Source organism: Methylobacter sp. Wu8 (assembly GCF_036440755.1).
GTDB lineage: Bacteria > Pseudomonadota > Gammaproteobacteria > Methylococcales > Methylomonadaceae > Methylobacter_A > Methylobacter_A tundripaludum_A.
Genome location: NZ_JAZGVT010000070.1, coordinates 134,526 through 159,472, shown reverse-complemented (window position 1 = coordinate 159,472; position 24,947 = coordinate 134,526). Strand labels below are relative to the sequence as shown.

Sequence of the window (24,947 nt, the reverse complement as noted above, 5' to 3'; positions counted from 1 at the left end):
GGGATTGGCTGCGCTTTCCTGCGCCAGTTGCGCCCAATCGCTATCCAGGCGGAAGACGGCTGCCGAACCGAAATCCTGTTTTGCCGACAACGCCGCCTGGGTCAAAATTACCGGCGGGGCGACGTCGCTCAGCATGAATTCAAGCCGGTCTTGCGGATAGCTCGGGTCGAGCGGCAGGTAAGCGCCGCCGGCTTTCAAAATCCCCAGCAGGCCGATCACCATTTCCAGCGAACGTTCAACGCAAACGCCGACCAGCACATCCGGCCCGACGCCTTGCTTAAGCAGGTAATGCGCCAGCCGGTTGGCTTTGCCGTTCAGCTCGGCGTAAGTCAGCGCCTGGCCTTCGAACGCCACGGCGGGTGCATCCGGCGTTGCTTCCGCCTGGGCTTCGATCAGTTGATGGATGTATCGGTCCTTCGGGTAGGCGACTTCTGTCGCATTCCAGTCGAGCAGGATTTGCTGTTGCTCCGCCGCATTCAGGAACGGCAATTCGGATAAGCGGGTTTGCGGCTGCTCGATAAAGACTTCGAGCAGGCCTTGCAAATGCCCCAGCATCCGCTTGATCGTCTCAGCTTCGAACCGGCCTGCGGCATAGCTTATTTCCAACAGCAGCTCCGTTCCCGGAAAAACGGATACGGTTAACGGGTAGCTGGTTTGGTCAACGACACTGACCTCATCGATAGTCAGACCGTCCAGATTTCCGGTCAGCGCCTGATCGATAGGATAGTTCTCGAAAACTAGCAAACTTTCGAATAAAGACGCGCCGCGCGGCACGTCCGACCAACCTTGGATGTGCGTTAACGGCGCATATTCAAAACGATGCATGTCCTGATTTTGCGCAAACAGCGCTTGCAGCCAGACAAGCGCCGTGCTGTCTGCGGTCACCTTGACCCGCACCGGCAGCGAGTTGATGAACAAGCCGACCATAGACTCGATATCGGCCATATCGGCGGGCCGGCCCGACACCGTAGCGCCGAATACCACATCATTCTCGCCGCTGTAACGGCTGAGCAATAACCCCCAGGCGCCTTGCACCAGCGTGTTCAAAGTCAGCTGATGGTGTTTTGCGAAAGCCTGTAACGCTTGGCTAAGTGACGCCGATAAAGCCAAGCCCTCTTTGGCATGGCTGTCCGCCGCATGATCCGGCGTTTTATCGATGATTAACGGCGTCGGGGCGGTAAAGCCGCCAAGCGCCGACCGCCAGTAAGCTTCGGCCGCGCCCATATCCTGTTTTTGCAGCCAGGCGATATAGCCGCTATAAGGCTGCACTGAGGGAAAAGACGGCGCATCCCCGCGCCGCAGCGCATGATAGGCGGAAAATACGTCTTTTATCAGCAACGGCGCACTCCAACCATCCAGCAATACGTGGTGATAACTCCAGACAAAGTAATGCGCCTTATCCGAGCAATGCACCAATGCCAATCGCATCAACGGCGCGCAGGCAAAGTCGAAGCCGTTTGCCTGATCATCGGCCAATAGCTGTTGCCAACGCAGCGCTTGTTCCTGCTCCGAATACCGGCGCCAGTCGTATTCGGTAATCGGCAACTGTACATGCTTATGCACGATTTGTAACAGTTGATCCTGGTTCTTGACCTGAAAACTGCTGCGTAGAATCGAGTGGCGATCGGCAAGCAACTGCCAGGCTTGTTTGAACGCCGGAACATTGAGCTCGCCCGATAAGCGGCAACCGAGCTGGATGCAGTAAACACCGGATTCGGGCGCATACAGGCTGTGAAACACCAGACCGTATTGCAGCGGCGCCAACGGGTAAACATCTTCAATCTGCCTGGGCTTCAAGGCCATCGCGTCCAATTCGGATTGCGGCAACGCGATTAACGGAAAATCGGAAGGCGTGTAGCCGCCGGAATCCGGCAATACGCAATGCGCTATCAGCGCCTTAAGATGCTGCCGATAGTTGCCGGCCAGCGTTTCAATCGTAGCCTTGCGGTAGCGCTCCCCGCTGTAGCGCCAACTCAACTGCATTTGTCCATCCGAAATGCTGCCGACAATAGCCAATTCATGGGGCCTGACGCCGGCCGGATCGCAGCTTTGCCCGGTCGCTGCACGGGTCGGCACAAACGGCGCATCGGCCGCCATGACCGTATCGAGCTGCCCGAGATAGTTGAAAATAACCTGCGCCTTAGGTTGCAGGGCCAACGCTTCCGCATCCTCCGATGCATAGCGCAATAAACCGTAGCCGATCCCGTTCATCGGGACAGCCCGCAATTGCTCCTTGACCGATTTCAACATATCGGCTGATGAGGAATCGCCGGCAACAGTCAACAGCGCAGGATATACCGCCGTAAACCAGCCGACTGTACGGGAAACATCCAACTCGTTTGCAATATCCTCGCGTCCGTGTCCTTCCATATCGATCAATACCGATTCGCAACGCATCCAGTCGCATAAGGTGCGGGTCAGCGCGGTCAACAACAATTCATCTATTTTGGTGCGGTAAGCGCCGGGAACGTCCTGCAACAGCGTGCGCGTCTCGGCCGCCGTCAATGCAAGCGTTACCTCGTCTTCCATTGCAACCAGGTTGCGGCCGGCGGGCTCATCTACCGGTAAAACGGCAACCCGATTACGCCGCGAATCCAGCCAATACGCGTTATCGATCGGCAATCCGCCCTTCCCTGCTTGTTTAACGATTTGTTCCGACCAATATTTGAATGAAGTGGTTTTTGCCGGTAATACCGGTGTTTGCCCCGACATCAGTTGCAGGCAAACGGCCGCCAAATCTTCCAGTAAAATCCGCCAGGAAACGCCGTCCACGACTAAATGGTGTATCGCAATCAATACCCGGCTGGATTGCCCTGGACCTAAGTCGAACCACACTGCACGCAGTACAGGCCCCCCGGTTAAATGCAGTCGGGCTTGCTGGACCGATGCCGCCGATTCGAGCGTCGCCGCCTGCCGTTCTGCCGCGACGCCGGACAAATCGATATGTTCGACAGCAACCTGCGTTTCGTCGTTAAGAATGTATTGTTTCCATTCGCCGTTTTCTTGAGTGAACCGCGTCCGCAGCACGTCATGGTGGATCAGCAATTGCTTGATTGCGCTATCTAAAATATCCGGCGTCAGTCCGGGCTTTATTTCCAGAAACAAGGCCTGATTCCAGTGATGGGGATTGCTGAGGTTTTGTTCGAAAAACCAATGCTGAATCGGCGTCAACGCCACATCGCCGGTCACAACGCCTTGTTCGGCCGGAATTTGCCGGCTATGCCCGGCCGCCATTGCCAACGAGGCAACCGTCTGATGCTGGAATAATAGTTTGGGGGTAATGACGATACCGGCTTGGCGAGCCCTGCTCACGGCCTGAATGCTCAGTATCGAGTCGCCGCCCAGCTCGAAGAAATTGTCGTGCCGTCCGACGCGCTTAACCGCAAGCAACTCACTCCAAATATCGGCCAAAGCCCTTTCAACCGGCGTTTGCGGTTCCTCATAGTGCTTTGCTGATAGCCCACTGAGATCCGGTTGCGGCAAGCGCTTGTGGTCCAATTTTCCGTTAGGCGTTAGCGGCAGTTTGTCCAGGCTAATAAATAAAGACGGCACCATAAAATCCGGCAAGGCTTGTCCAAGATAGCGCTGCAAGTCCTGCGTTTCCGGCTCAGACGACGACGGGACGATATAGGCGGTCAGGCGTTTATTGCCGGGATTGTCCTCTGTCGCCAGCACCGCGGCGGCGGCAATGGCCGGATGTTGCAGCAAGCGGGCTTCGATTTCGCCGAGCTCGATCCGGTAGCCGCGAATCTTGACCTGGTTGTCGATGCGGCCCAAAAATTCAATTTCGCCATCGGCGCGAAAGCGCGCCAGGTCGCCGGTTTTGTACAGCCGCTCGCCATCCGCGCTAAACGGATTGGGTATGAATTTTTCCGCAGTCAACGCCGGCTGATTCAGGTAGCCTTGCGCCAAACCGGCTCCGCCTATGCACAACTCGCCGCTGATGCCTATCGGCACCGGTTGGCATTGTTCGTCCAGGATATAAATCCGCACGCCGGCTATAGCCCGGCCGATCGGCAACATGGTGTCCGCATCGGTTTTCTCGCTGCGGTAAACGCTGCTCCAAACCGTCCCTTCGGTAGGCCCGTATTCGTTGTAAAGCTGGACTGCCGGCAACTTGCGGTGATGCTCTGCGGCGGTTTCGCCCGAACAGGCTTCGCCAGCGACGATAACCGCCCGCAAACTATTTAAGTGAGGAATATTGCCGTCATTGATAATAGCCGTATAAAACGAAGGCAAGGCCAACAAATGGCTGACCCGGTGCCGGTCAATGAGTTCGGCCAGGGCTGAAGGATCGGTCAAATCTTCCTGTTGCGGCAGACATAAGCAGCCGCCTTGGCTTAGGGTCCAGAATATCCCGGCGACCGAACTGTCGAATGCGAACGAAGACAGCAACAGAAAGCATTCCAGCGGCTCGCGGTAATAATCCGTCCTGACCAGTGTCGAATGCAGCAAATTGCGGTGGCTGACCGGAACGCCTTTAGGCTGCCCGGTAGAGCCGGAGGTATAAATAATATAGGCGGTGTTGTTCGGTGATACCGGACGGGAGGCTGTTCGCGTTGTTTGGCCTTCGACTAAAGCTTGATCCAAGTAAAGCATGTTGATGCCGCGATGCTTAAACTTGTCGACCAATGCGCTTTGCGTCAGCAACAACTCGATACCTGCGTTATCAAGCATATAATCCAGCCGCTCTTCGGGATAGCTCGGGTCCAGCGGAACATAGGCGGCCCCGGCTTTCAGCGCGGCCAGCAATCCGACAATCAGCTCGACGGAACGCTCGGCGCAGACACCGACCCGGCATTCGGCGCCGATCCCCAAATCCATCAGGCGTTCGGCCCATCGCTGCGCGCGGCTGTTAAGTTCGCCGTAACTGATGCGCCGGCCGGCGAAAGCCAATGCCGTTTTATCCGGCATTGTTTGCGCCTGTATCTCAAAAAGCTGGTGAATCGCTGTAGGGCGTTCACTGATCGGCATAGCTTTAAAGGCCTGCACGGCTCGCCCCACGCCACTCCAGTCCTCGAGCAGCCGCTTGGTTTCCGCTTGAGTCATCAGCGGCAATTGTTTCAGCGGCAGTTCGGGCTTGCTGACAACGCCCGCCAGCAGCATTTGCAGATGCCCGGCCATTCTTTGAATCGTCGCGGCATCGAATAAATCGGTGTTGTATTCGAAGCCGCCCAACAACTTGCCGTCGCGCTGATCGACAAACAAGGTCAGATCGAATTGCGCTGTATGGGTGTTGATCGCCAGCGGCATAGCCGACACGTCCTGCATCCGAAAATCCGCCATCGGCACATTCTGCACCGCCAGCATCACCTGGAATAAAGGCGCATGGCTGGTGTTGCGGACCGGATTCAACGCATCCAGCAATTGACCGAAAGAAAGTTCCTGATGATTCTGATCCTGCAAGGCTTGCTCCCGCAATTGCAGCAGCAGCTCCGAGAACGGCAGATCGGCCTCTGACCGGCAGCGCAACACCAGCGTATTGACAAAAAAACCTATCAAAGCTGCTGTTTGCGTTTGGCTGCGCCCGGCCACCGGATACCCGATGCAAAGTTCTTTGCTGCCGGTATAGCGATACAACAACGTATTAAAGGCGGCGGCCATCACCATGAACAGCGTGGCATTGTATTGCTTGCCCAGTTCTATTACTTCCCGGCTCAATTCGGCGGAAAGCTCGAAACTGTACATCTCGCCTCGGTAGCTGGGTACCGGCGGCCTTGGCCGGTCGGTCGGCAATTCCAGCAGAGGCGGCGCGCCCGCCAGTTTTTGCCGCCAATAATCCAGATCCTTGGCCCATTTTTGCTGCCGCCCGCGTTGCCATACGCAAAAATCGCCATACTGAATCGGCAATTCCGGCAAGGCGGAAGACTGGCCGTCGCCGTATGCGCGGTACAACGCGGCGACTTCCTGCATTAGCACCCCGACCGACCAGCGATCCGAAACGATATGATGCAAAGCCAGCAATAAAATATGCTTCCGCTCGCCCAAGATCACCAACAGCGCACGTAACGGCGGCTGCCCGGCAAGCCGAAACGGCTGGCGGTTAAAATCGTCGGCGCACCGCTGGAACAGCTCCATCGCCCGGTCTTGGCGAAAGCCGGCAAGATCCAAGCGAGTCAGCGGCAAGCCGCCGCCGGATAATACCTGCTGGCCTTCGGCGACAAAGCGGCTGCGCAGGATTTCATGACGCCTGACCACCTCGTCCAAGCCTTGCTGCAAGGCTTGCGTATTCAGCAATCCATCGAATTGCACGGCGCCGGCGACGTTATAGATCGGATTGTCCGGCTCCAGCTCCGACATGATCCACAACCGTTCCTGCGAGTACGATAACGGCGCCGGCTGGCCGGCGCCACGTCTGCCGATAACGCCGCCGGTGATATGATCGGTTTTCCTGAGTCTGGCAATCAGCTGTGTGCGCTGGGCTTGCTGTAATTTGTCGCTGTTTGACGCGCTCTGCATCGCTGTGTTGGTCATGATTTTTTCCATAGTTTTAGCCTAACTCCCGGATGTTTTAGCCACCGCCGTTAAATACCGCCGTTAAATAAAGCGAAATAACACTGTAGGAGCGGGGCGCGCCCGCGACATCCGGGCGGCGCTCTCTCCCACGCGCTCAGCAAAGCGCGCTACGCCGCTCCGGTATCGCCTGTAGATGTAGTGAATACGGATATTGCAAGACTGCATGGACGCGGGAGCAAATATCTGCCACGCAATCGTTCTCGAACTTTACGGTTTTATGCTTTATGAGCTTGGCTGACGCATACAACTCATTCCAACGCGTCAAGCGGCTCTGTCGCCTGATACTCCGCCATCCTGTCGACAAATTTGGCGACCGTCGTGGCTTCGAACAAAACATTGACCGGCACCTCGATATTGAATAGTTCCTGGACTTTTGCCGTCACCTGCACGCCGGACAGCGAATGGCCGCCCAATTCGAAAAAATCGTCATGTATGCTCAGTTGCTGGACACCCAACACTTCCCGCCAAATATCGGCTACGGCTTCTTCCGCTTCGTCGCGCGGCGCGACGAACGGCTGTGTGCTGTCGACCTGGTTTGCCAGCCCAAGCAACGCATTGCGATCGAGCTTGCCGTTCGCGTTCAGCGGCATTGCGTCCAGCCACAGCCAAGCCGACGGCAGCATGTACTCAGGCAGGCAGTGTTTGATATGCGCTTTTAACGCTTCCGTATCGGTCACTGTGCCGGATTCCGTGACCAAGTAAGCGGTCAGCCGTTTATTGCCCGGCACATCCTCGCGTATGGCCACTGCCGCTGCTTTTATCGCCGGGTGGCGCAACAGGCAGGCTTCGATTTCGCCGAGTTCTATGCGGTAACCCCTGATTTTGACCTGTTGATCGAACCGGCCTAAAAACTCGATATTGCCGTCGGCCAGATAACGCACCCGGTCGCCGGTTCTATACAACCTGCCGCCATCCGCACCGAACGGGTCGGGGATAAACCTTTCCGCCGTCAGCCCGGCTTGATCGAGATATCCGCGGCTGATGCCTGCGCCGCCGACCAGCAATTCCCCGGCAACGCCGATCGGCAGTCTGTTCAGCTCATCGTCCACGACATAGATATGCATGTTGTTGATCGGTTTGCCTATCGGTATCGAATCTCCATCTTGCGGCTGGGCAATAGCGTAAACGCTACTCCATACTGTGGCTTCGGTCGGACCGTATTCGTTAAATAACGCGGTATCGGGCAGACGTTTGAAATGCAATTCAGTCAGCGGATTGGTGCAGGCTTCTCCGGCAACGATAACGGTATTCAATGTTTTTAGTGCGGCCGTCGGCACATGCTCCAGCAACAGTTCGTACAGCGACGGCAACGCCAATATATGCGTTACCCGCCGGTATTCGATCAGCGCGCCCAAAGCGACCGGATCCTTGATCCGGCTATCCTCCGGCAAGCACAAACAGCCGCCCTGGCTTAAGGTCCAAAAAATGCCCGCCACCGAACTGTCGAACGCGAACGACGACAGCAGCAGATAACAGCCGACCGGCTCCCGGTAATAAGCGCCTCGGGCCCAGGTCGAGTGCATCAGGTTGCCGTGGCCGACCACCACGCCTTTGGGTTTTCCGGTCGACCCCGAAGTGTAAATGACATAAGCCGCGTTATCCGCATGCAACGGTATTTCGGGGTTATCGCTACAGTAGCCGGCATAGGCGTCAACATTATCGATGCAAATCGTCGCCATACCGCCGCAGTCTAGGCTAGGCAGCAACGCGGTACCGGTCAGTAGAAATTCGCAACCGGCATCCTGCATCAAGTACGTCAGCCGCTCTTTGGGATAGGCGGGATCGACCGGCACGTAAACCGCACCGGCTTTGAGGATGGCCAATATGCCAACGACCAATTCAGCGCTGCGCGGAATGCATAAGGCGATGCGTTTTTCCGGCCCCGCACCTTGCGCCAGAAGGCGATGCGCCAGACGGTTGGCCTGCTCATTAAGCTCGGCATAGCTAAGGCGCGTTTCCTGATAAACCAGGGCTGCCGCGTGCGGTTGTTGCCGGGCGACGGCTTCGAAAACGCTGTGTACCGTGCCGTTACGCGGGTAACCGGAACCGGTTTCATTCCAGGCCGACAGCTGTTTGCGTTCCGGCACGGTCAGCAGCGGCAGCTCCGACAACCGGCCGGAGGGATTGGCAAGTATGCCGTGCAGCAGGCATTGGAAATGGCCGATAAGCCTTAAAACCACAGAACGGGACAGCAGATCGCTACGGTATTGGAACGAGGCGGCCAAACCCTGCGCAGTCTCCGCCATCAGCAAAGTAAGATCGAATTGTACGGCGACATCCTCCAACGCATAACTTTCGGCCGGCAGCCCCGCCCAATCCAGCGCTATGCCGGGTATGCCCAGCGCCAGCCCGGCTGCGGCCGATGCAGGGTCGGCGCCGCTTTGCAATCCGAACCACACTTGGTAAAACGCCGACGGCCCCTGATCGCGCTCAGGCTGCAATTTTTCCACCAGCAGCGAAAACGGGTAATGCTGATGCTCCATAGCGCCCAATACGGTAGCGTTGACCTCGGCTAAATAATCGCTAAAACGCTGTCCGGCGACAGGGTGCGAACGCAACGCCACCGGGTTGACGAAATAACCGACGGTATCGGCGAACTCTTTTTTTGGCCTGCCCAGCGTCGGCGAGCCGACAATGATGTCCTGTTGGCCGCTGTAGCGGTAAAGCAGGGTTTTAAACACCGTCAGCAACAACGCATACAGGGTCGTGTGCTGCTCTGCTGCCAATCGTTTAAGCTTTTGCAGGGTATCCGGCGCGATATTAAGATTTTCCGAGCGGCCCCGGCATGACCGCGAGCCTGCCGTCTGCCGCTCGGCAGGCAACGCCAGCCTAGGCAATTCGCCGGACAACCGGTCTCGCCAGTATTGCCAGTCCTGCTCTGCGCGTTGATCGGCCAAGTAGGCTGATTGCCAGGCGACATAATCGCCGTAACTCGCCGCCAAATTCGGCAGATCCGGGGTACGCCCGGCTACCTGTCCCAGATAAAGCGTCTTGAATTCTTCCAGCAAAATCGTGAACGAGCGGAAATCGACGGCGATGTGATGCGCGCAAAACACCAGCACCTGATCGTCGTCGGCGCAACTGAACACCGCTGCGACCAGTAACGGTTCATTCGCCAAATCGAACGGTTCATGCACGAAAGCGGCGATATTTTCACTGCGTTGCCGCGCATCGTCGCAACTGATCTCGGCGAACCGGGGCTGTAATTCCGTCAGCGGGATGCGCACGATCCGGCTGTGTTGGTTAAGCCGAAAGCCGCTGCGCAATTGCGCATGACGCTCGAACAGTGCCGCCAATGCATCCCGTACTGCCGTTTTATCGAGCTTGGCGCGGACATGTATCGCAACCGACATGTTATATAGCGAGCTGCCCGCTTCTATCCGGTTGACGGTCCACAGCGCCTGCTGCCCATAGGAGAGCGGCTGTTCGCCGTTGTCTTTGACCGGTGCCGGCGCAATTTGCGCCTGCGCTGTCTTGGCCAGTTTCAACGCCTGTTCCGCGCACTCGCCCAGCGACTGATTGCCGAGCAAATGCATGACCGGCAAATCGATAGCCAACAGCTCGTCGATAAAGTATTTCAGTTCCACCGCTTTCAGCGAGTCCATGCCCAAGCCGGTCAGCGATTGCGTTATGTCCACGGCTTCGACGGCCAAGCCGGACAGGGCCGCCGCCTTTTCGGCCAGATACTGTGCCAGCAGCTGTGCGCCTTCGGCGTCGTCAATCGACAGCAAAGCCTGCCTCAGTAAAGCCCGTTCCAGGCTAATCCCCGGTTTAGCCGACGCGTCACTGCCGCCGCCTTGAGTTACACCGTCCAACGCATCGACGGCGACCGCTTTAAACTGCTGCTGTTCAAAAGCCTGCCGGCAAGCCGAGCGCCTGATTTTGCCGCTGCTGGTTTTTAAGATCGAGCCCGGCTTCAGCAACATCACGGTGTCGGCCTGTATGCCGCATTCTTCGACCAGCCGGGTGCGTATCGCGGCGAATTCGGCCTTGTAATCGGGCTGTCTTAAGCGGTTGCGCTTTAGTTCCGCCAATACGATCAGCTTTTCGCTGTCGCCTCCGCTGACGGCAAAAGCGGCCGCACAGCCGGGATTTAAGGCATCGGTCGCGGCTTCGGCCGCGTATTCCAGGTCGTGCGGGTAATAGTTACGGCCGCGGATAATGATCAAATCCTTCAACCGTCCGGAAACGAACAATTCGTCGTCTTCAATAAAGCCTAAATCGCCGGTGCGCAGCCATTGGCCGTTGCTGTCGCCGACAAAAGCCTGCCCGGTGGCTAGCGCATTTTGCCAATAGCCCAGGCTGATGCTGGGGCCGCCAAGCTGAATCTCGCCGATCCGGCCATCGCTGCATAATTCGCCGGACTCAGGATCGACGATCCTAATCCGCTGCGCGGCGTCGGTGGCTATCTTGCCGCAGCCGACCAGGCGTCGGGCTGTCTGATCATCGATGACCTGCTGTGCTTTGCCTTGTTCCAGACCGTTCTTGTCAAAAGACGCGACTATGGGTTCGGCATTCTTATCGCCGCCGGTAGCCAGCAAGGTCGCTTCCGCCAAACCGTAACAGGGATAAAAAGCCTCGCGGCTAAATCCGCATTCTGCAAAAGCGGCGGCAAAACGATCCAAGGTATCCGGGTTAATCGGTTCGGCGCCGTTAAAAGCCAATTGCCAGCTGCTAAGATCCAAGCCGGCTTTTTCTTCGGCCGAGATTTTTTGCGCGCACAGCTCGAACGCAAAATTCGGCCCGCCGCTGGTATGGGCGCGGTAATCGCTGATCGCTTGCAGCCAACGGACAGGTTTTTCCAGGAACGCCATCGGCGACATTAAAATAGCGCTGGTCCCGCAATATAACGGCTGCATGACATTGCCGATCAAGCCCATGTCGTGGTACAGCGGCAACCAACCGACCACCGTCGAATGGGCGTTGTGGCCGAAGCGGCGTTTGATCAATTGCTGATTCGCCATCAGATTGCCGTGGCTGATCATCACGCCCTTGGCGTTGCCGGTGGAACCCGAGGTGTATTGCAGAAAAGCCGGATCATCGTCGCGCAATGCCGGCAAACGCCAGGCGCTTGCATCGCCGTTGGCAAGATTGTCGGTAACCAGCCAATGCTTATCTAACAAATCAGAAGAGCCGACAGGGAATTGGCGCACCGCATTGGCGACGCTCTGTGTGCTGAGTATCACAGCCGCCTGGCTGTCATCGATGATCGCCTGCAACCTGGGCATATGCCGGCCGTTGGTCGGCGGATAGGCCGGTACTGCAATCAAACCGCCATATAAACAGGCGAAAAACGCCACGATATAATCCAAACCCGGCGGATAGAGCAAGATGGCGCGTTCGCCCCGCATACCCAGTTCCTGCAATTGCACGGCCAGCTGTCTGGCCTGCAAGTCCAACTCGCCGTATGTTATCGATCCGAGCGGGCGTTCGCCATTCTCCATGAACGTATAAGCCGTATGCAGGGCTTGACGCTCCGCCCGCAAATTTAATAAAGCAACCAGGGAAGCCGCGTTGTCTGGTAATGCATCGTTATCGACGCAGTCAAAACTGTGTTGTTTGTTTAACATATCTGCCTACTCTCGTTGAATGAGTCGTCTGTTGAATTGCAGTCTTAGGCTGGAACCGCCGCCTCGCGCACACCCTTATTTCTATTTAAAAGCACGTCATTCCGGCAGGCAGTTGTGTCTGTATTTGACAGCCTTATTGAGGCTTGCATTGCCGATAATCGGTGGCTAGTTCCAAATCGGTCGGCACGTAAAAACCCAGTATATCCCGGCAATAACTTTGCCAAGCGTCAGAAACCCGGTCAAACAAGACGCCTTCTCCATGCCACATCGACGTTGTAACGCTAAAATCCTGATGCAGGTAGACGACCGCATCATCAGCCAGCGCTGGCCGCGCCTGCCAGCCAACCGGGTTGCTATCAAACGCTTTGACTGGGTAGGCCTTGCAATACGGACGCTCAGGACTTTCCGGCTTCATGCCGCTGTTTTGCTCCGCTTGTTGCAGCAGGGCCGCGACTTCCACTTGGGCGGCCGCCAACGCGATTCGATAAGGCGTTCGGAGATCGCGGCCGCTGTTAACCGCATTGGCCCCTGCTTCGAGTAAAGTTCGTACTATGGCCAGATTGCCGCAACCGGCAGCCCAATTCAACGCCGTCCAGCCGTAGTCGTCTTTTTGTTCCAAATCCTCGCCGGTTTCAATTAAAGATTGCACCCAATAAATATCGCCCGCTTTCGCAGCGTCGATCAGCTGTAATTGATTCATAAACTGTTCCTTGATGTCTGTGGAAAACTCTATGCAGTCTGGACCTGAATGACTCCAATACAGCGTAGACGATTGCTTGTCATTTTTTCCTCATAGCATTGTCGATAAATTCGTCCGGCTGCCGCCTAATCATTTTTTTAGAGCGTTGAGCTTTTAACTTAATGACTGATGTTAGAAGCAGTTTAAAAACCAAAATGATGGAAACTCTCTGGAGTATGGGATAAGGCATTAACGCTCTGTCGTGAAACCTACCGAATCCAATCCGGTAAAAATGCTCGACCGACAGCGGCTATTATTGATGCACAATCGGTAAAAACAACGGGACCAAGCGAGCAACGAGGTTTTGACGCGGGTAAAAAGGTTAAAGGGAGGAAACGCCATATTGCTGTCGATACGATGGGAAATCTTCTGGCGGTGTGCGTTCATTCAGCGGGCATACAAGACCGGCGCGGCGCTCGGTTGCTCATGATCCGGCTGTATGCGATGTTTGCGGCCTTGGGTGTAATTTGGGCGGATGGCGGTTATAGCGGTGTTTTAGTCGAATGGGCGAAAAACATGTTCAACTGGAACCTTTCCATTGTTAAACGGACGGACGCCAAAGGGCATAAGGATTTTTGTGTAATCGGTCATTAGGCGGGAAACTGCCAGCACTTTTAGCATCGTTCAGCGGATAAAGCCTTGCTGTGTTAAATTAAGTCTTCATCAACAATGACTCAAACTTGCTAGTTCTTTATCGAGTGAATATACTGGCCCGGTATAACTTGCTTTTAGGTATTCATGGACTATTGTCCGCAGAATTGAAACGGGAAGTTGGTGAGTTTGCTCGAGATGCAAACAAAGCCCGCGCTGCCCCCGCAACGGTAAACAAGTAAAAGGTTGGTAAACGCCACTGTGTCATACATGGGAAGGCGCTAACCTTGAAAGCGCGAGCATTAGCTTTCAACTTGCAAGCCCGGAGACCGGCCTGAAGTGATAATCAAATTTGTGCGCGGAGGGCGCTCAGATGGATTGCTCTCCTTCGCGTCCGTCCTGCACTTTCTCCCTGTACAGATTATTTCCGCCGGCAACGTTACCGGCTTTACTGTCCCTTTACCCAGGAGAAAACACATGTCATCAACACCTGTTTTGCTCGACAACACTCAAACCCGCTCTGAAGTCTTAAAAGACAGAATCCTGCCCGCCATGCTGGCCGGCATGCTGGGCTTGGGACTGCTGTATGCCGCCGGTTTCGCAGAAGCCGCACAACTGCATAACGCTGCCCATGATGGACGCCATTCCGCCAGTTTTCCGTGCCATTAATGTTTAATCTGACCACCTTCAGAGAGCTTGTTGTTGCGGCTCTCTGGACGGGCCTACTGGCGGGTCTATTACTAACCGCCGTTCAACAAATCCAAGTCCTCCCGACATTGCTCCAGGCCGAAGTGTACGAGGAAGCTGCGGCCGTTGCCAATACCCACGAACACCACGACTGGCAGCCTGGAAACGGCTGGGAACGGACGTTTTTTACCGCAGTAGCCAATATCGGCTTGGGCGTGGGTTTTGCCTTGTTGATTGGCGCGGTCATGTGTTTGCGCGGCCGCCCCAGCCATTGGCGCATGGGACTGTTGTGGGGACTGGCAGGTTATCTGACTTTTTTCGTTGCGCCGTCTTTAGGCTTGCCGCCGGAAGTTCCCGGTACCGAAGCCGCCAAACTGGCAGACCGGCAAAGCTGGTGGCTGATAACTGTGCTTGATACCGGCTTCGGCCTGTCTCTGCTGGCTTTTGCCCTTACCAGGACCTATAAGTTTTTCGGTGCGGTGTTACTCGTAGCGCCTCATTTAATCGGTGCGCCGCAGCCGGACGTTCACAGCAGCGCCGCGCCTGCCGAATTGAGGCAGTCTTTTATAATGGCCACCGTTTTTGCCAATGCGGTCTTTTGGCTGGCTATCGGCGGCTTGATGGGGCGGTTTTACAAAAAACAGTCATGAGAACCCACAACAAACACGTATTGATGTGCGTTGGCCCGCGCTGCTCTGGAAACAACGAAACCGCGTTTCAACAGCTGGGCCGAAAAATCGACGCCCGCCCCGAGCTTAAAGTAAAACGCACCCGCTCGAACTGTTTCGCGATCTGCAAAAACGGGCCGATCCTGGTCGTTTATCCTGAAGGCGTTTGGTATTCCTGTACCGACGAGTCGGTGCTGGAACGCATCGTCAGCGAACACCTGGAAAATGACGTCGAAGTCAGCGAACACGTTTTCCACCGCTTGGGTACCGGCGATGTCTGATTTGAGCAAGCCTATTGCGCTGTTGACCCATGCGCCCAACGACCTGATGGTGCTGCAAAGCGCACAGGCGCAAATGCCGGAAGGTTTCCCGGAAATAACCGGCGTCAACTTGCAGGCTTTGGAAAGCGACGCGCAAATGGCCGATCTGTTGGAACATCAGCTTGTTTCGGCGCGGATCATCGTGCTGCGCGTACTGGGACGTCTTGGCAGCGTGCCCGGCTTTGCCGATCTGCTGCGTCACGCTAAAAGCCAAGGACGGCAACTGATCGCGATCAGCGGCACCGGCGAGCCTGACCCCGAATTGGCAGCCGCGTCCACCGTATCGTCCGACGTGCTGCATCAGGTGCAGGCTTATTTCCAGGCGGGCGGCAGCGTCAATATGGCGCAACTGCTGCGCTACCTGTCCGATCATTTTTTGCTGAGCGGCTTCGGCTTTGAACCGGCAGTCGATTTGCCCGAACACGGCATTTATCATCCCGATTTATCCCAAGATGCGAGCATAGACGACTGGCTTGGCCTGCGAGCGCCGGAACGGGCCAGTGTCGGCATCGTGTTTTATCGCGCCCACTGGATCAGCGGCAACACGCGCTTTATCGACGCGTTGGTTGACGCCCTTGAAAAACGCGGACTGAACGTATTGCCCGTTTTCACTTCGTCATTACGCGCAGGCCATAGCGACACCCCCCTTCCTTCCGCATTGCAATACTTTAGCGGTGAAAAAGGCGCGCATATCGACGTGCTGATCAACACCACCGCGTTTGCGATGGGCGAAATCACCCCCGGCGGAGCCACGCCCGCAGGCTGGTCGGTGGACGTGCTGGAGAGTCTCAATGTACCCGTGCTGCAAGCCATCACCAGCGGCATGATGCAGCATCAATGGGAGCAATCCGCACGCGGACTCAACCCGCTGGATGCGGCAATGAATGTTGTCTTGCCGGAATTCGACGGCCGGATCATCACCGTGCCGCTGTCGTTCAAAGCGAAAGCTTCCGGCTTATCGAACGAACTGATCGAATACGAACCCGTGCCGGATCGGGTCGCTCGCATCGCACAAATCGCCTCGCGCTTTGCACGGCTTAAACGCCTGGACAATACCGATAAGCGCATCGCTTTTGTGTTCACCAACTCCAACAGCAAGGCCTCGCAAATCGGCAACGCGGTCGGCCTGGATGCACCGGCATCCTTGATGCGTATTCTTAAAACCATGCAAGCCGCCGGTTATAACATCGGTAAGCTGCCGAAAAGCGGCACGGCGTTAATCCACGAACTGATCGACCGTTGCGCTTACGACAATACCTATCTGACCAGCGAACAGCTGGCCAATGCCGTCGGCCGCGTACCGGCAGCACAATATCAAGCTTGGTTTGACAACCTGCCGCTTGAGATGCAGCAGAAAATGACCGCGCAATGGGGAGCTGCGCCCGGCGAAGCTTATGTCCATGACGGCCAACTCGCGCTGGCGGGACTGGAACTGGGCAACTGTTTCGTCGCATTGCAGCCGCCGCGCGGTTACGGCATGGATCCCGACGCGATATACCATCAGCCCGACTTGCCGCCCACCCACCATTACTATGCGCTGTACCGCTGGCTGCGCGACGAATGGAAAGCCGACGCCATCGTGCATGTCGGCAAGCACGGCACGCTCGAATGGCTGCCGGGCAAAGGCGTTGGCTTGTCGGAAAACTGCTTCCCCGATGCGCTGTTGGCCGACATGCCGCTGTTTTACCCGTTCATCATCAACGATCCCGGCGAAGGCGCGCAGGCCAAGCGCCGCGCTCATGCCGTCGTGGTCGATCACCTGACGCCGCCGATGACCACCGCCGATACTTACGGCGCGTTGGCGCAACTGACCCAACTGGTCGATGAATATTATCAGGTGGAAGTGCTCGATCCGTCCAAACTGCCGCTGTTGCAACAGCAAATCTGGGATCTGGTCAAAGAAACCAACCTGGATGCCGATTTGCAAGCCCGGTTGCTGCACCACGACCATGATCACGATCACGATCACAACGATGATCACCATACCGGTCATCATGACCACGATCACCACGAACATGAGCATCACGGTCACGAGCATCATCGCCATGATCATGCGCATGACGAACACCATCATGGACATCATCACGATCATGACGACGAGCATGAACATGGTGAGCACCACCATGCCGAGCATCATGACCACGATCATAAAAATGGACTGCCAGAACTGCTGACCAAAATGGCCGGCGCTGATGTCGCGCATTTGATCGAAGATCTGGACGGCTATCTTTGCGAACTGGGCGCGGCGCAAATCCGCGACGGTCTGCACATACTCGGACTGGCTCCCGAAAACGAGCAACTGGTAGATATGCTGGTCTCGCTGACTCGCTTGCCGAATCAGGACGTACCCGGTCTGCCGATAGAAATTGCCAAGCTGTTCGGCCTGAGCATGGATTCGCTGCTTGAACATCAGGGCCGTCGATTGGAACAAGCAAACACTGAGCTTGAAAAACTGGCCGGGCGGCCATTGCCGACTCATGCCGATGTACTGGAAACTATCGAAGCGCTATGCAAACAGCTATTCAGTGAACTACAGGCCCACGCTTACGCTGAATCAGCCATAGACCTAGTCATCAACAAAACATTTGATAACAGTACAAAGCCCTCTCCAGAGGGAGAGGGTTGGGTGAGGGGAAATCAAAATAAGGAAAAAAGCTTATTTAAATCCCCTCATCCCAGCCTTCTCCCTAAGGGAGAAGGAGCGCATACTCTTAAGCCAACAGTATTGACTATAGACCAAGCCATCAATCAATCATTTGGCAACAAAGCTGCTGATTTTACTGCATTAAAACGCATACTGAACTTTGCCTGCCGCGAATTAGCCCCTAATCTCACTCGCGCCACCGACGAAATCGATAACTTGTTGCGTGGCCTGTCCGGCGGCTATGTCCCGGCCGGTCCCAGCGGATCGCCGACACGCGGCATGGCCAGCATCCTGCCGACGGGGCGCAATTTTTACTCGGTCGATCCGCGTAGCGTACCGTCCCAATCCGCGTGGCGCGTCGGTCAGCAACTTGCCCACGAAGTGCTGTCGCGTTATGTCCGCGAAACGGGCGATTATCCCGAGAGCGTCGCCATCAGCATCTGGGGTACCAGTGCGATGCGCACCCACGGCGACGACGTGGCCCAAATTCTGGCTCTGCTCGGCGTGCGCCCGGTCTGGCAGCATGAAAACCGCCGATTGACCGGCGTCGAAGTCATACCGCTGGACGAATTAAAACGCCCGCGAATCGATGTCACGACCCGCATCAGCGGTTTTTTCCGCGACGCGTTTCCGCAACTGATCGATTTGATCGACGATGCGGTCAATGCCGTTATTGCACTGGACGAACCGCTGTCGCAGAACTTCGTGCGCAAGCATTATCTTGCCGAACTGGGCGAATTGATCGGCCAAGGCCTGACTGAACAGGACGCATCAAACCGCGCAGCCTTCCGCATCTTCGGTGCAAAACCCGGCAGTTACGGAGCGGGCATATTGCCGCTGATCCAGGAGAAAAACTGGCAGGCCGACGCCGATTTTGCCGAAGCCTACGTCAACTGGGGCGGCTATGCCTATGGCCGCAGCCAACAGGGCCACGACCAGCGCGATGCGTTCCGCACCCGCCTGTCCGGCGTTCAGGTGGCCTTGCACAACCAGGATAACCGCGAGCACGACATTTTCGACAGCGACGATTACCTGCAATTTCACGGCGGCATGATCGCGACAATCCGGGCCTTGACCGGGTCACAGCCGCGCAAGTATTTCGGCGACAGCCACGATCCGTCACGAGCGCAAGTGCGCGACTTGAAGGAAGAGACCTTGCGGGTGTTCCGCTCGCGCGTGGTCAACCCGAAATGGCTGGACAGCATCCGCCGTCACGGCTACAAAGGCGGACTGGAGCTGACCGCGACCGTCGATTATCTGTTCGGTTACGACGCCACCGCGCAGGTGATGGACGACTGGATGTACGAGCAAGTCGCCGAAACTTACGCGATGGATCCCGAAATGCAACGTTTTCTGGAAGAAGCCAATCCCTGGGCGCAAAACGCGATTGCCGAGCGCCTGCTGGAAGCCGCCGGTCGCGGCATGTGGGCCGAACCCAAGCAACAGACGCTGGACGCGTTACAGGCTTTATACCTGCATAGCGAAACCCTGCTGGAGGAGCGTGGCGAAACACCGCGCGGGGCATGATGAATTTATTGGAAAATGGCGCACGGATGACACCGATTGGACGGATTGACACAGATAGACAACATTCCCAAGCTGGAGCTTGGGAACGAGCGTAACCCAATGAACCACGCCACCTTCCCTTTTTCCGCGATCGTCGAACAGACCTGGCTCAAGACCGCGTTGTTGCTGTGCGCCGTCGATCCGTCGCTGGGCGGCGTCCTGATACGCGGCGACAAAGGCACGGCCAAAAGCACGGCGGCACGGGCGCTGACCGACATCCTGCCCCCGATCGAACGGGTTGCCGGTTGTGCATATAATTGTCTGCCCGGCGCACCGTATCAGCACTGCGAAACCTGCAATGCCGAACATGCAACGGCGCAAGCCGACAGCGTGCCTTTCGTCACCTTGCCGCTCGGCGCGACCGAAGACCGCGTTATCGGTACCCTGGATTTGGAGCAGGCGCTTAAAGGCGGCCAGCGCGTTTTCAAGCCCGGCCTGCTGGCTGCGGCGCACCGGGGCATACTCTATATCGACGAGGTCAACCTGCTGCCCGACCATCTGGTCGACGTGCTGCTGGATGCGGCGGCGATGGGCGTTAATTCGGTACAGCGCGAAGGCTTGTCGGTCAGCCACCCTGCCCGCTTTACGCTGATCGGCACGATGAATCTGGAAGAAGGCGATTTGCGTCCGCAACTGTTGGACCGGTTTGGATTGATGGTCGAAGTGACTGCGCCGCGCGACAAAACCCTGCGCTCCGAAGTCGTGCGCCGCCGCATCGCGTTCGAGGCCAATCCTACGGCTTACGCCGCCGCCTGGATGCACGAACAACAGGCCTTGAAACATCAACTCGCTACGGCGCAGCAGTTATTAACAGAAGTCACTCTGGATGATGCGCTGCTCGATTTAATCAGCCATTTATGCTGCGAATTCGAAGTAGCAAGCCTTCGCGCCGACATTGTCATGCACAAAGCGGCGCGGGCATTGGCGGCATTAGACGGCCGGTCACAGGTCACTTCGCAAGACGTGCGCGGCGCTGCGGAACTGGTGCTGCCGCATCGGCGCAGGCGCAAACCGTTCGAGCAGCCGGGGCTGGATCAAGACCAGCTCGATGAGCTGATGCAGCAGGCGTTGCAGCCGCATGATGAAGGCGAATCCGCCGCTGATAGCGAACAGGAACATGAGCAAAACAACGGCGACTCGCAAAGCGAACAACAGGTATTCGCCGCCGCATCTGCCGGTTATGTACGGAAAATAGAAGTCGACACGGTTGCCAACCGCTACGCTTCCGGCAAACGCAGCACAGCGCAGGATGCGCCGCGCGGCCGTGTCATTCGCGCCGTGCCTGATCAGAATCCAAGCAGTCTCGCCGTCGGCGCAACATTGCGTAGCGCGGCATTGCGTGATTCCGATAATTTTCAGGTGACGAAAAACGATCTACACCAGCAAATCCGCACTGGCAGAACCGCCAACCTGATCTTGTTTGTCGTCGACGCCTCCGGGTCGATGGCGGCGCAACGGCGCATGGAGGCCGTCAAAGGCGCTGTGTTATCGCTGCTGACCGATGCCTACCAGCAGCGCGATGAAGTCGCGGTGATCAGCTTTCGCGGCGCGTCCGCACAGTTGTTGCTGCCGCCGACCCGCAGCGTCGACCTTGCCGAACAGAACCTGCGCGAACTGCCTACCGGCGGCCGCACGCCGTTGCCCCATGCGCTGTCCGTGGCGCTGGAAACGCTGGAAAAAACCGGCATGCCGCCGTTGCTGGTACTGCTTAGCGACGGCAAGGCCAATGTTGCGCTGAACGACGGCAACGACCCTTGGCAGGAGTCGCTAAGATTTGCAGGATTACTGGCAGAACGCGGCGTGCCTGCGCTGGTGCTCGATACCGAAACCGGTTATTTGCGCTTGGGAAAAGCCCGGCAACTGGCGCAAGCCTTGAGTGCCGAATGCCTGATGCTGGAAGAATTGTCGGCGGAAAACCTAGCGCTTACGGTACGTGGATGTATTAAATGAGCATGAGATTTATGCTGGTTCCCAAGCTCCTGCTTGGGAACCCAGTACGCGAAGCTCTCGGCAACCGCTCCTGCGTTGCTCTACCTCCTGCATCCATGCAAGTCGTTGCTTCGCGAAACAGGACAGGAAGCTGGAGCTTCCAAGACTGCATTCCCAAGCTAGAGCTTGGGAACGAGCGCACCCTACAATTTTTCGCGCTTTTCGTGTTTTTCGTGGACAAAAAAGCTTATTAATAAGGAACAATTATGATTATCTGCATAGGCGCAGGCCCCGGCGACGTGGCTTATCTGACTCAGTGCGGCGCGGAACTGATCCGCAATGCCGACGTGGTAGCCGGATTCGATGCCGTTATTAACGTCGTGCAAAGCCTGATTCCCGAAACCGCACAAACCGTACTGATGAATTACCGCGACCAGACCGAGCAATTGGCGAAAGTGGCTGCCGAACACCATGCAGGCAAGAACTGCGTCGTAGTGTTCATGGGCGACATCCATTTCAGCGGCTTCCAGTATTTGGAGCGGGTCGAACGCGCTTGCGGCCATCCGGTCGAAACCGTGCCGGGTATATCGTCGGCACAGATTCTTGCGTCGCGCGCCAAGGTCTGTTTCGATGAAACGACGTTTATCACTTTTCACCGCCGCGGCGATCTGACCCCGTTTAAGCAACATCTGGTGCACGTGCTGCAAGACCAGCGCAATGCGATCGTGATCCCCTGCCCTTGGGACGAGGCGCGCTCGTTCATGCCGCGCCATATCGCAGCTTATTTGTTGGAGCAAGGCATATCGCCCGATCATCCGACCGAAGTTTGGGAGAATCTGACAAGGTCGGAAGCCGAATGGCACGGCACGCTCGCCGACTGCGCGACACAGGAATTCAGCGACATGAGCATCATGCTGATCCGCACCCGCAGCCCTATGTCCAGCCAGATCGAACCGCCGGGAGCCGCTGTCTGATGCAGGCTGAAAAAAACCGACAATTCGGCATTGTTATCGCAGGCCACGGCAGCCGCGATGCCGACGGCATACGGGAATTCGAGCAGCTGGTTGAACTGGTCAGGGAGCGTGCGCCTCAGCATCAGGTCAGCCACGGCTATCTGGAATTCGCCGGCCCGACTATCGACCAGGCGATTTCAGATCAGCTAAGCGCTGACGCCAAACAAGTCGTCATGGTACCCGGCATATTGCTTGCGGCGACCCACGCCAAAAACGATCTACCCGGCGAACTGCTGACCGCCGCCCGCGAACACCCCGACATCGACTTTCATTTCGGTGCACCGATGGGCTTGCATCCGCTGTTGCTGCAAGTGGTTCAGCAGCGCATCGTCGAGACCGAATCGGCATCGTCTAAAACTGTCCGCAGAGACGACACCTGCCTGGTGCTGGTCGGCCGCGGCACAACCGACCCGGACGCCAACGGCGAAGTCGCCAAGTTCGCGCGGATGATCGAGGAAGGCATGGGCTTTGGCGCATCTTACGTCTGCTATTCAGGCACGGCGAAACCGCTGGTCGCCGACGGTCTGCGCGCTGCCGCTAAACTGGGTTATGCGCGGCTGATCGTCGTGCCGTTTTTCCTGTTCGACGGCATCTTGGTCAAGCGCATTTATGACGCCGCCGATGCGTTGCAGCAGCGCGAACCCGATCTTGAAGTGCTCAAGGCCGGTTATCTCGGCGTGCATCCGAATGTCGCCGATGTAATCATCGCCAGGGCGCAGGAAGCCGTCGAAGGCCATGCTGAGATGAACTGCTCGTTGTGTAAATACCGGGTGCAAATCGTCGGCTTTGAACAGCAGGTCGGCGAACCGCAGCGCCCCCATCATCTCCAGGTTCGCGGTCTGCCCGAAAAAGCCGTTTTAGGTGAAGCCGCAACGGAATTTGCGCCTTACGTGCCGCATCCGATAGAGGCCGAAAGCTTCCGCATCATTGCTGCCGGGCGCGACTGGTCGGTCTTCCCCAAGGCGCATCTGACCGTGCTGCAACGGCTGGTGCATACCAGCGGCGATTTTAACGCGGTCGATGACATTTATTTTTCGGCGGGGGCTGTCGAAACCGGCATCCGCGCGCTGCTGCGCTGCAAGCAGGTGGTAACCGACGTAACTATGGTGCAGACCGGCCTAAAGCGCGCGCTACTCGAACAGCTCGGCATCGAAACCTGGTGCGGGGTGCATGATCGCGAGACGGTTCTGATGGCGCAAACCCAAGGCATCACCCGCTCCGCAGCCGGAATACGGCGCGCGTTCGAAAAATTCGGCAACGACATCGTGCTGTCGATCGGCGATGCGCCGACTGCGATCATGGAAGCGGTACGCCTGATCCGCGAACACGGCTGGCGGCCGCAGCTGGTGATCGGCTTGCCGGTCGGCTTTGTCGGCACCCGTGAGTCGAAGGCGGAGTTGAAGCGCTGCCTGCAAGTGCCGCGCATCACCAACACCGGCACGCGCGGCGGTTCGCCGTGGGCGGCGACTGTCGTCAACGGCTTGATGATCGATGCGGTGAACCAGCTTGCAGAGTATGGCTCGGACGGAGCTTAAAGAATTCGATCTCAGCGTGCTCGCAGCGAACGGTTTACGGCGCGGCCGCACCACGGGCAGCTGCGCTGCGGCAGCGGTTAAAGCTGCGCTGTATCTGTTACTGCACGGCGAGCGACGTACACAGGTGCAAATAACATTGCCGGACGACATTCATTATTTAAACGTACCGATACAGGACAGCCGCGTGTTGAATGAACACACAACACGCGCCGAAATTTTGAAAGACGGCGGCGATGACCCGGATAACACGCACGGAGCGACCATCTTCGCCGAGGTGAGAAGGAACGACAAAGGAGAAATACGCTTTTTCGCCGGTGACGGCGTCGGCACCGCGACCCAGCCCGGCCTGCGCGTGGCCGTTGGAGAGCCCGCAATCAATCCTACTCCGCGTTGGATGATGCGGCAGGCGGCCTTCGAAGTGTGCGGTAATAAGGATCAAGGCTTCGACCTGACCATAGGCTGTGTCAACGGCGAAGCGATTGCCAGAAAGACTTTCAACCCGAAGCTGGGCATAGTCGGCGGTATCTCGATACTCGGCACTTCGGGCATCGTCGAGCCCTTGTCGCTGGCGTCATGGATTGCCTCGATAGAGGTTTATGTGCGGGTCGCGCTGGGTAATGATGCGAACAGCATTGCGTTGCTGCCCGGCAAAATCGGCCGCGTCTATGCCAAAGACGTTCTGGGGTTGCCCGAGCAACGCTCGGTGCAGATCGCCAATTTTCTTGGCGACGCGTTAGATTTTTTACAGCAGGCCTTGACCGAACAACAGCGCCATCTGGATGTGTTGTGGTTATTGGGACATCCGGGCAAACTTGCCAAAGTGCTCGACGGCGTATGGGATACGCACTCCAGCAGGAGCGACATGGCCATGAATGTCGTGGCGCGGATAGCGGCGGAACGCGGATTTAACAGTCTTCTGGCGCGGGAACTGGAACAGGCCAACACGGTGGAAGCGGCCATTCAACGGTTAACGAACGAACCCGGTTCGCAGGCGTTATGGATAGACGTCGAACAACGAATCGCCGCGCTTGTTCATGGCCGTGTGCCTGCCGTGAAAAAAGTCGAAGTGAGGCTGTTTAATTTACAAGGCGATGCTTTGGGCACATCGTTCCCACGCTCCCGAGGCTGTGAAAGTATTCGTTTTTAGAAAAAATTAAAGAATTCACCAC

General features: G+C 56.9%; 12 protein-coding genes and 1 riboswitch. Of the genes, 9 read left to right on the top strand and 3 right to left on the bottom strand.

Annotated features, from left to right (window positions below; genetic code table 11):
* From V3O24_RS14160 to V3O24_RS14150, 3 genes are all read right to left on the bottom strand, one after another.
* Nucleotides 1–6,474 (bottom strand): amino acid adenylation domain-containing protein (locus tag V3O24_RS14160; protein ID WP_331307717.1); only part of this gene is annotated, 6,474 nt, incomplete at its 3' end.
* A 290-nt stretch (nt 6,475–6,764) separates the two neighbouring features.
* Nucleotides 6,765–12,086 carry an amino acid adenylation domain-containing protein gene (locus V3O24_RS14155; protein ID WP_331307716.1) on the bottom strand — a complete coding sequence of 1,774 codons (5,322 nt, stop codon included), beginning with the start codon at nt 12,084–12,086 and terminating at the stop codon, nt 6,765–6,767.
* A gap of 133 nt (nt 12,087–12,219) precedes the next feature.
* Nucleotides 12,220–12,786, bottom strand: coding sequence for an ankyrin repeat domain-containing protein (locus V3O24_RS14150; RefSeq protein ID WP_104425035.1), 567 nt, complete (start codon nt 12,784–12,786; stop codon nt 12,220–12,222).
* A 255-nt stretch (nt 12,787–13,041) separates the two neighbouring features.
* Between V3O24_RS14150 and V3O24_RS14145 the strand changes: the two genes are divergently transcribed.
* The 9 genes from V3O24_RS14145 to cbiD all read left to right on the top strand — a co-directional run bounded on the left by V3O24_RS14145 (nt 13,042) and on the right by cbiD (nt 24,925).
* Nucleotides 13,042–13,419 (top strand): transposase, encoded by a 378-nt coding sequence (locus V3O24_RS14145; RefSeq protein WP_331307721.1) that lies wholly within the window; start codon nt 13,042–13,044, stop codon nt 13,417–13,419.
* 119 nt (nt 13,420–13,538) lie between these two features.
* A riboswitch (cobalamin riboswitch) is annotated at nt 13,539–13,769 on the top strand.
* A 124-nt stretch (nt 13,770–13,893) separates the two neighbouring features.
* Nucleotides 13,894–14,085, top strand: a complete 192-nt coding sequence (locus tag V3O24_RS14140; protein WP_331307715.1) for a CbtB domain-containing protein — start codon at nt 13,894–13,896, stop codon at nt 14,083–14,085.
* A complete protein-coding gene (locus V3O24_RS14135) occupies nt 14,085–14,753 on the top strand; it encodes a CbtA family protein (protein ID WP_331307714.1) in 669 nt (222 codons plus the stop codon). Before V3O24_RS14140 ends, V3O24_RS14135 begins: the two co-directional genes overlap by 1 nt.
* The gene (locus tag V3O24_RS14130) at nt 14,750–15,052 is read left to right on the top strand and encodes a ferredoxin (RefSeq protein ID WP_331307713.1); all 303 of its coding nucleotides are present in this window, start codon (nt 14,750–14,752) and stop codon (nt 15,050–15,052) included. The genes V3O24_RS14135 and V3O24_RS14130 overlap by 4 nt, the downstream gene beginning before the upstream one ends.
* On the top strand, nt 15,045–19,262 hold the full coding sequence (locus tag V3O24_RS14125; protein WP_331307712.1) for a cobaltochelatase subunit CobN: 4,218 nt from the start codon (nt 15,045–15,047) through the stop codon (nt 19,260–19,262). Before V3O24_RS14130 ends, V3O24_RS14125 begins: the two co-directional genes overlap by 8 nt.
* Nucleotides 19,263–19,361: 99 nt before the next feature.
* Nucleotides 19,362–21,251 carry a putative cobaltochelatase gene (locus tag V3O24_RS14120; protein WP_331307711.1) on the top strand — a complete coding sequence of 630 codons (1,890 nt, stop codon included), beginning with the start codon at nt 19,362–19,364 and terminating at the stop codon, nt 21,249–21,251.
* A 245-nt stretch (nt 21,252–21,496) separates the two neighbouring features.
* Complete coding sequence (locus tag V3O24_RS14115) at nt 21,497–22,204, top strand: cobalt-precorrin-7 (C(5))-methyltransferase (RefSeq protein WP_331307710.1); 708 nt, start codon at nt 21,497–21,499, stop codon at nt 22,202–22,204.
* On the top strand, nt 22,204–23,778 hold the full coding sequence (locus V3O24_RS14110; RefSeq protein ID WP_331307709.1) for a precorrin-8X methylmutase: 1,575 nt from the start codon (nt 22,204–22,206) through the stop codon (nt 23,776–23,778). Before V3O24_RS14115 ends, V3O24_RS14110 begins: the two co-directional genes overlap by 1 nt.
* Entirely contained in the window at nt 23,759–24,925 is a 1,167-nt protein-coding gene (cbiD, locus tag V3O24_RS14105; protein WP_331307720.1) for a cobalt-precorrin-5B (C(1))-methyltransferase CbiD, read from the top strand. Before V3O24_RS14110 ends, cbiD begins: the two co-directional genes overlap by 20 nt.
* Nucleotides 24,926–24,947 lie beyond the last annotated feature (22 nt).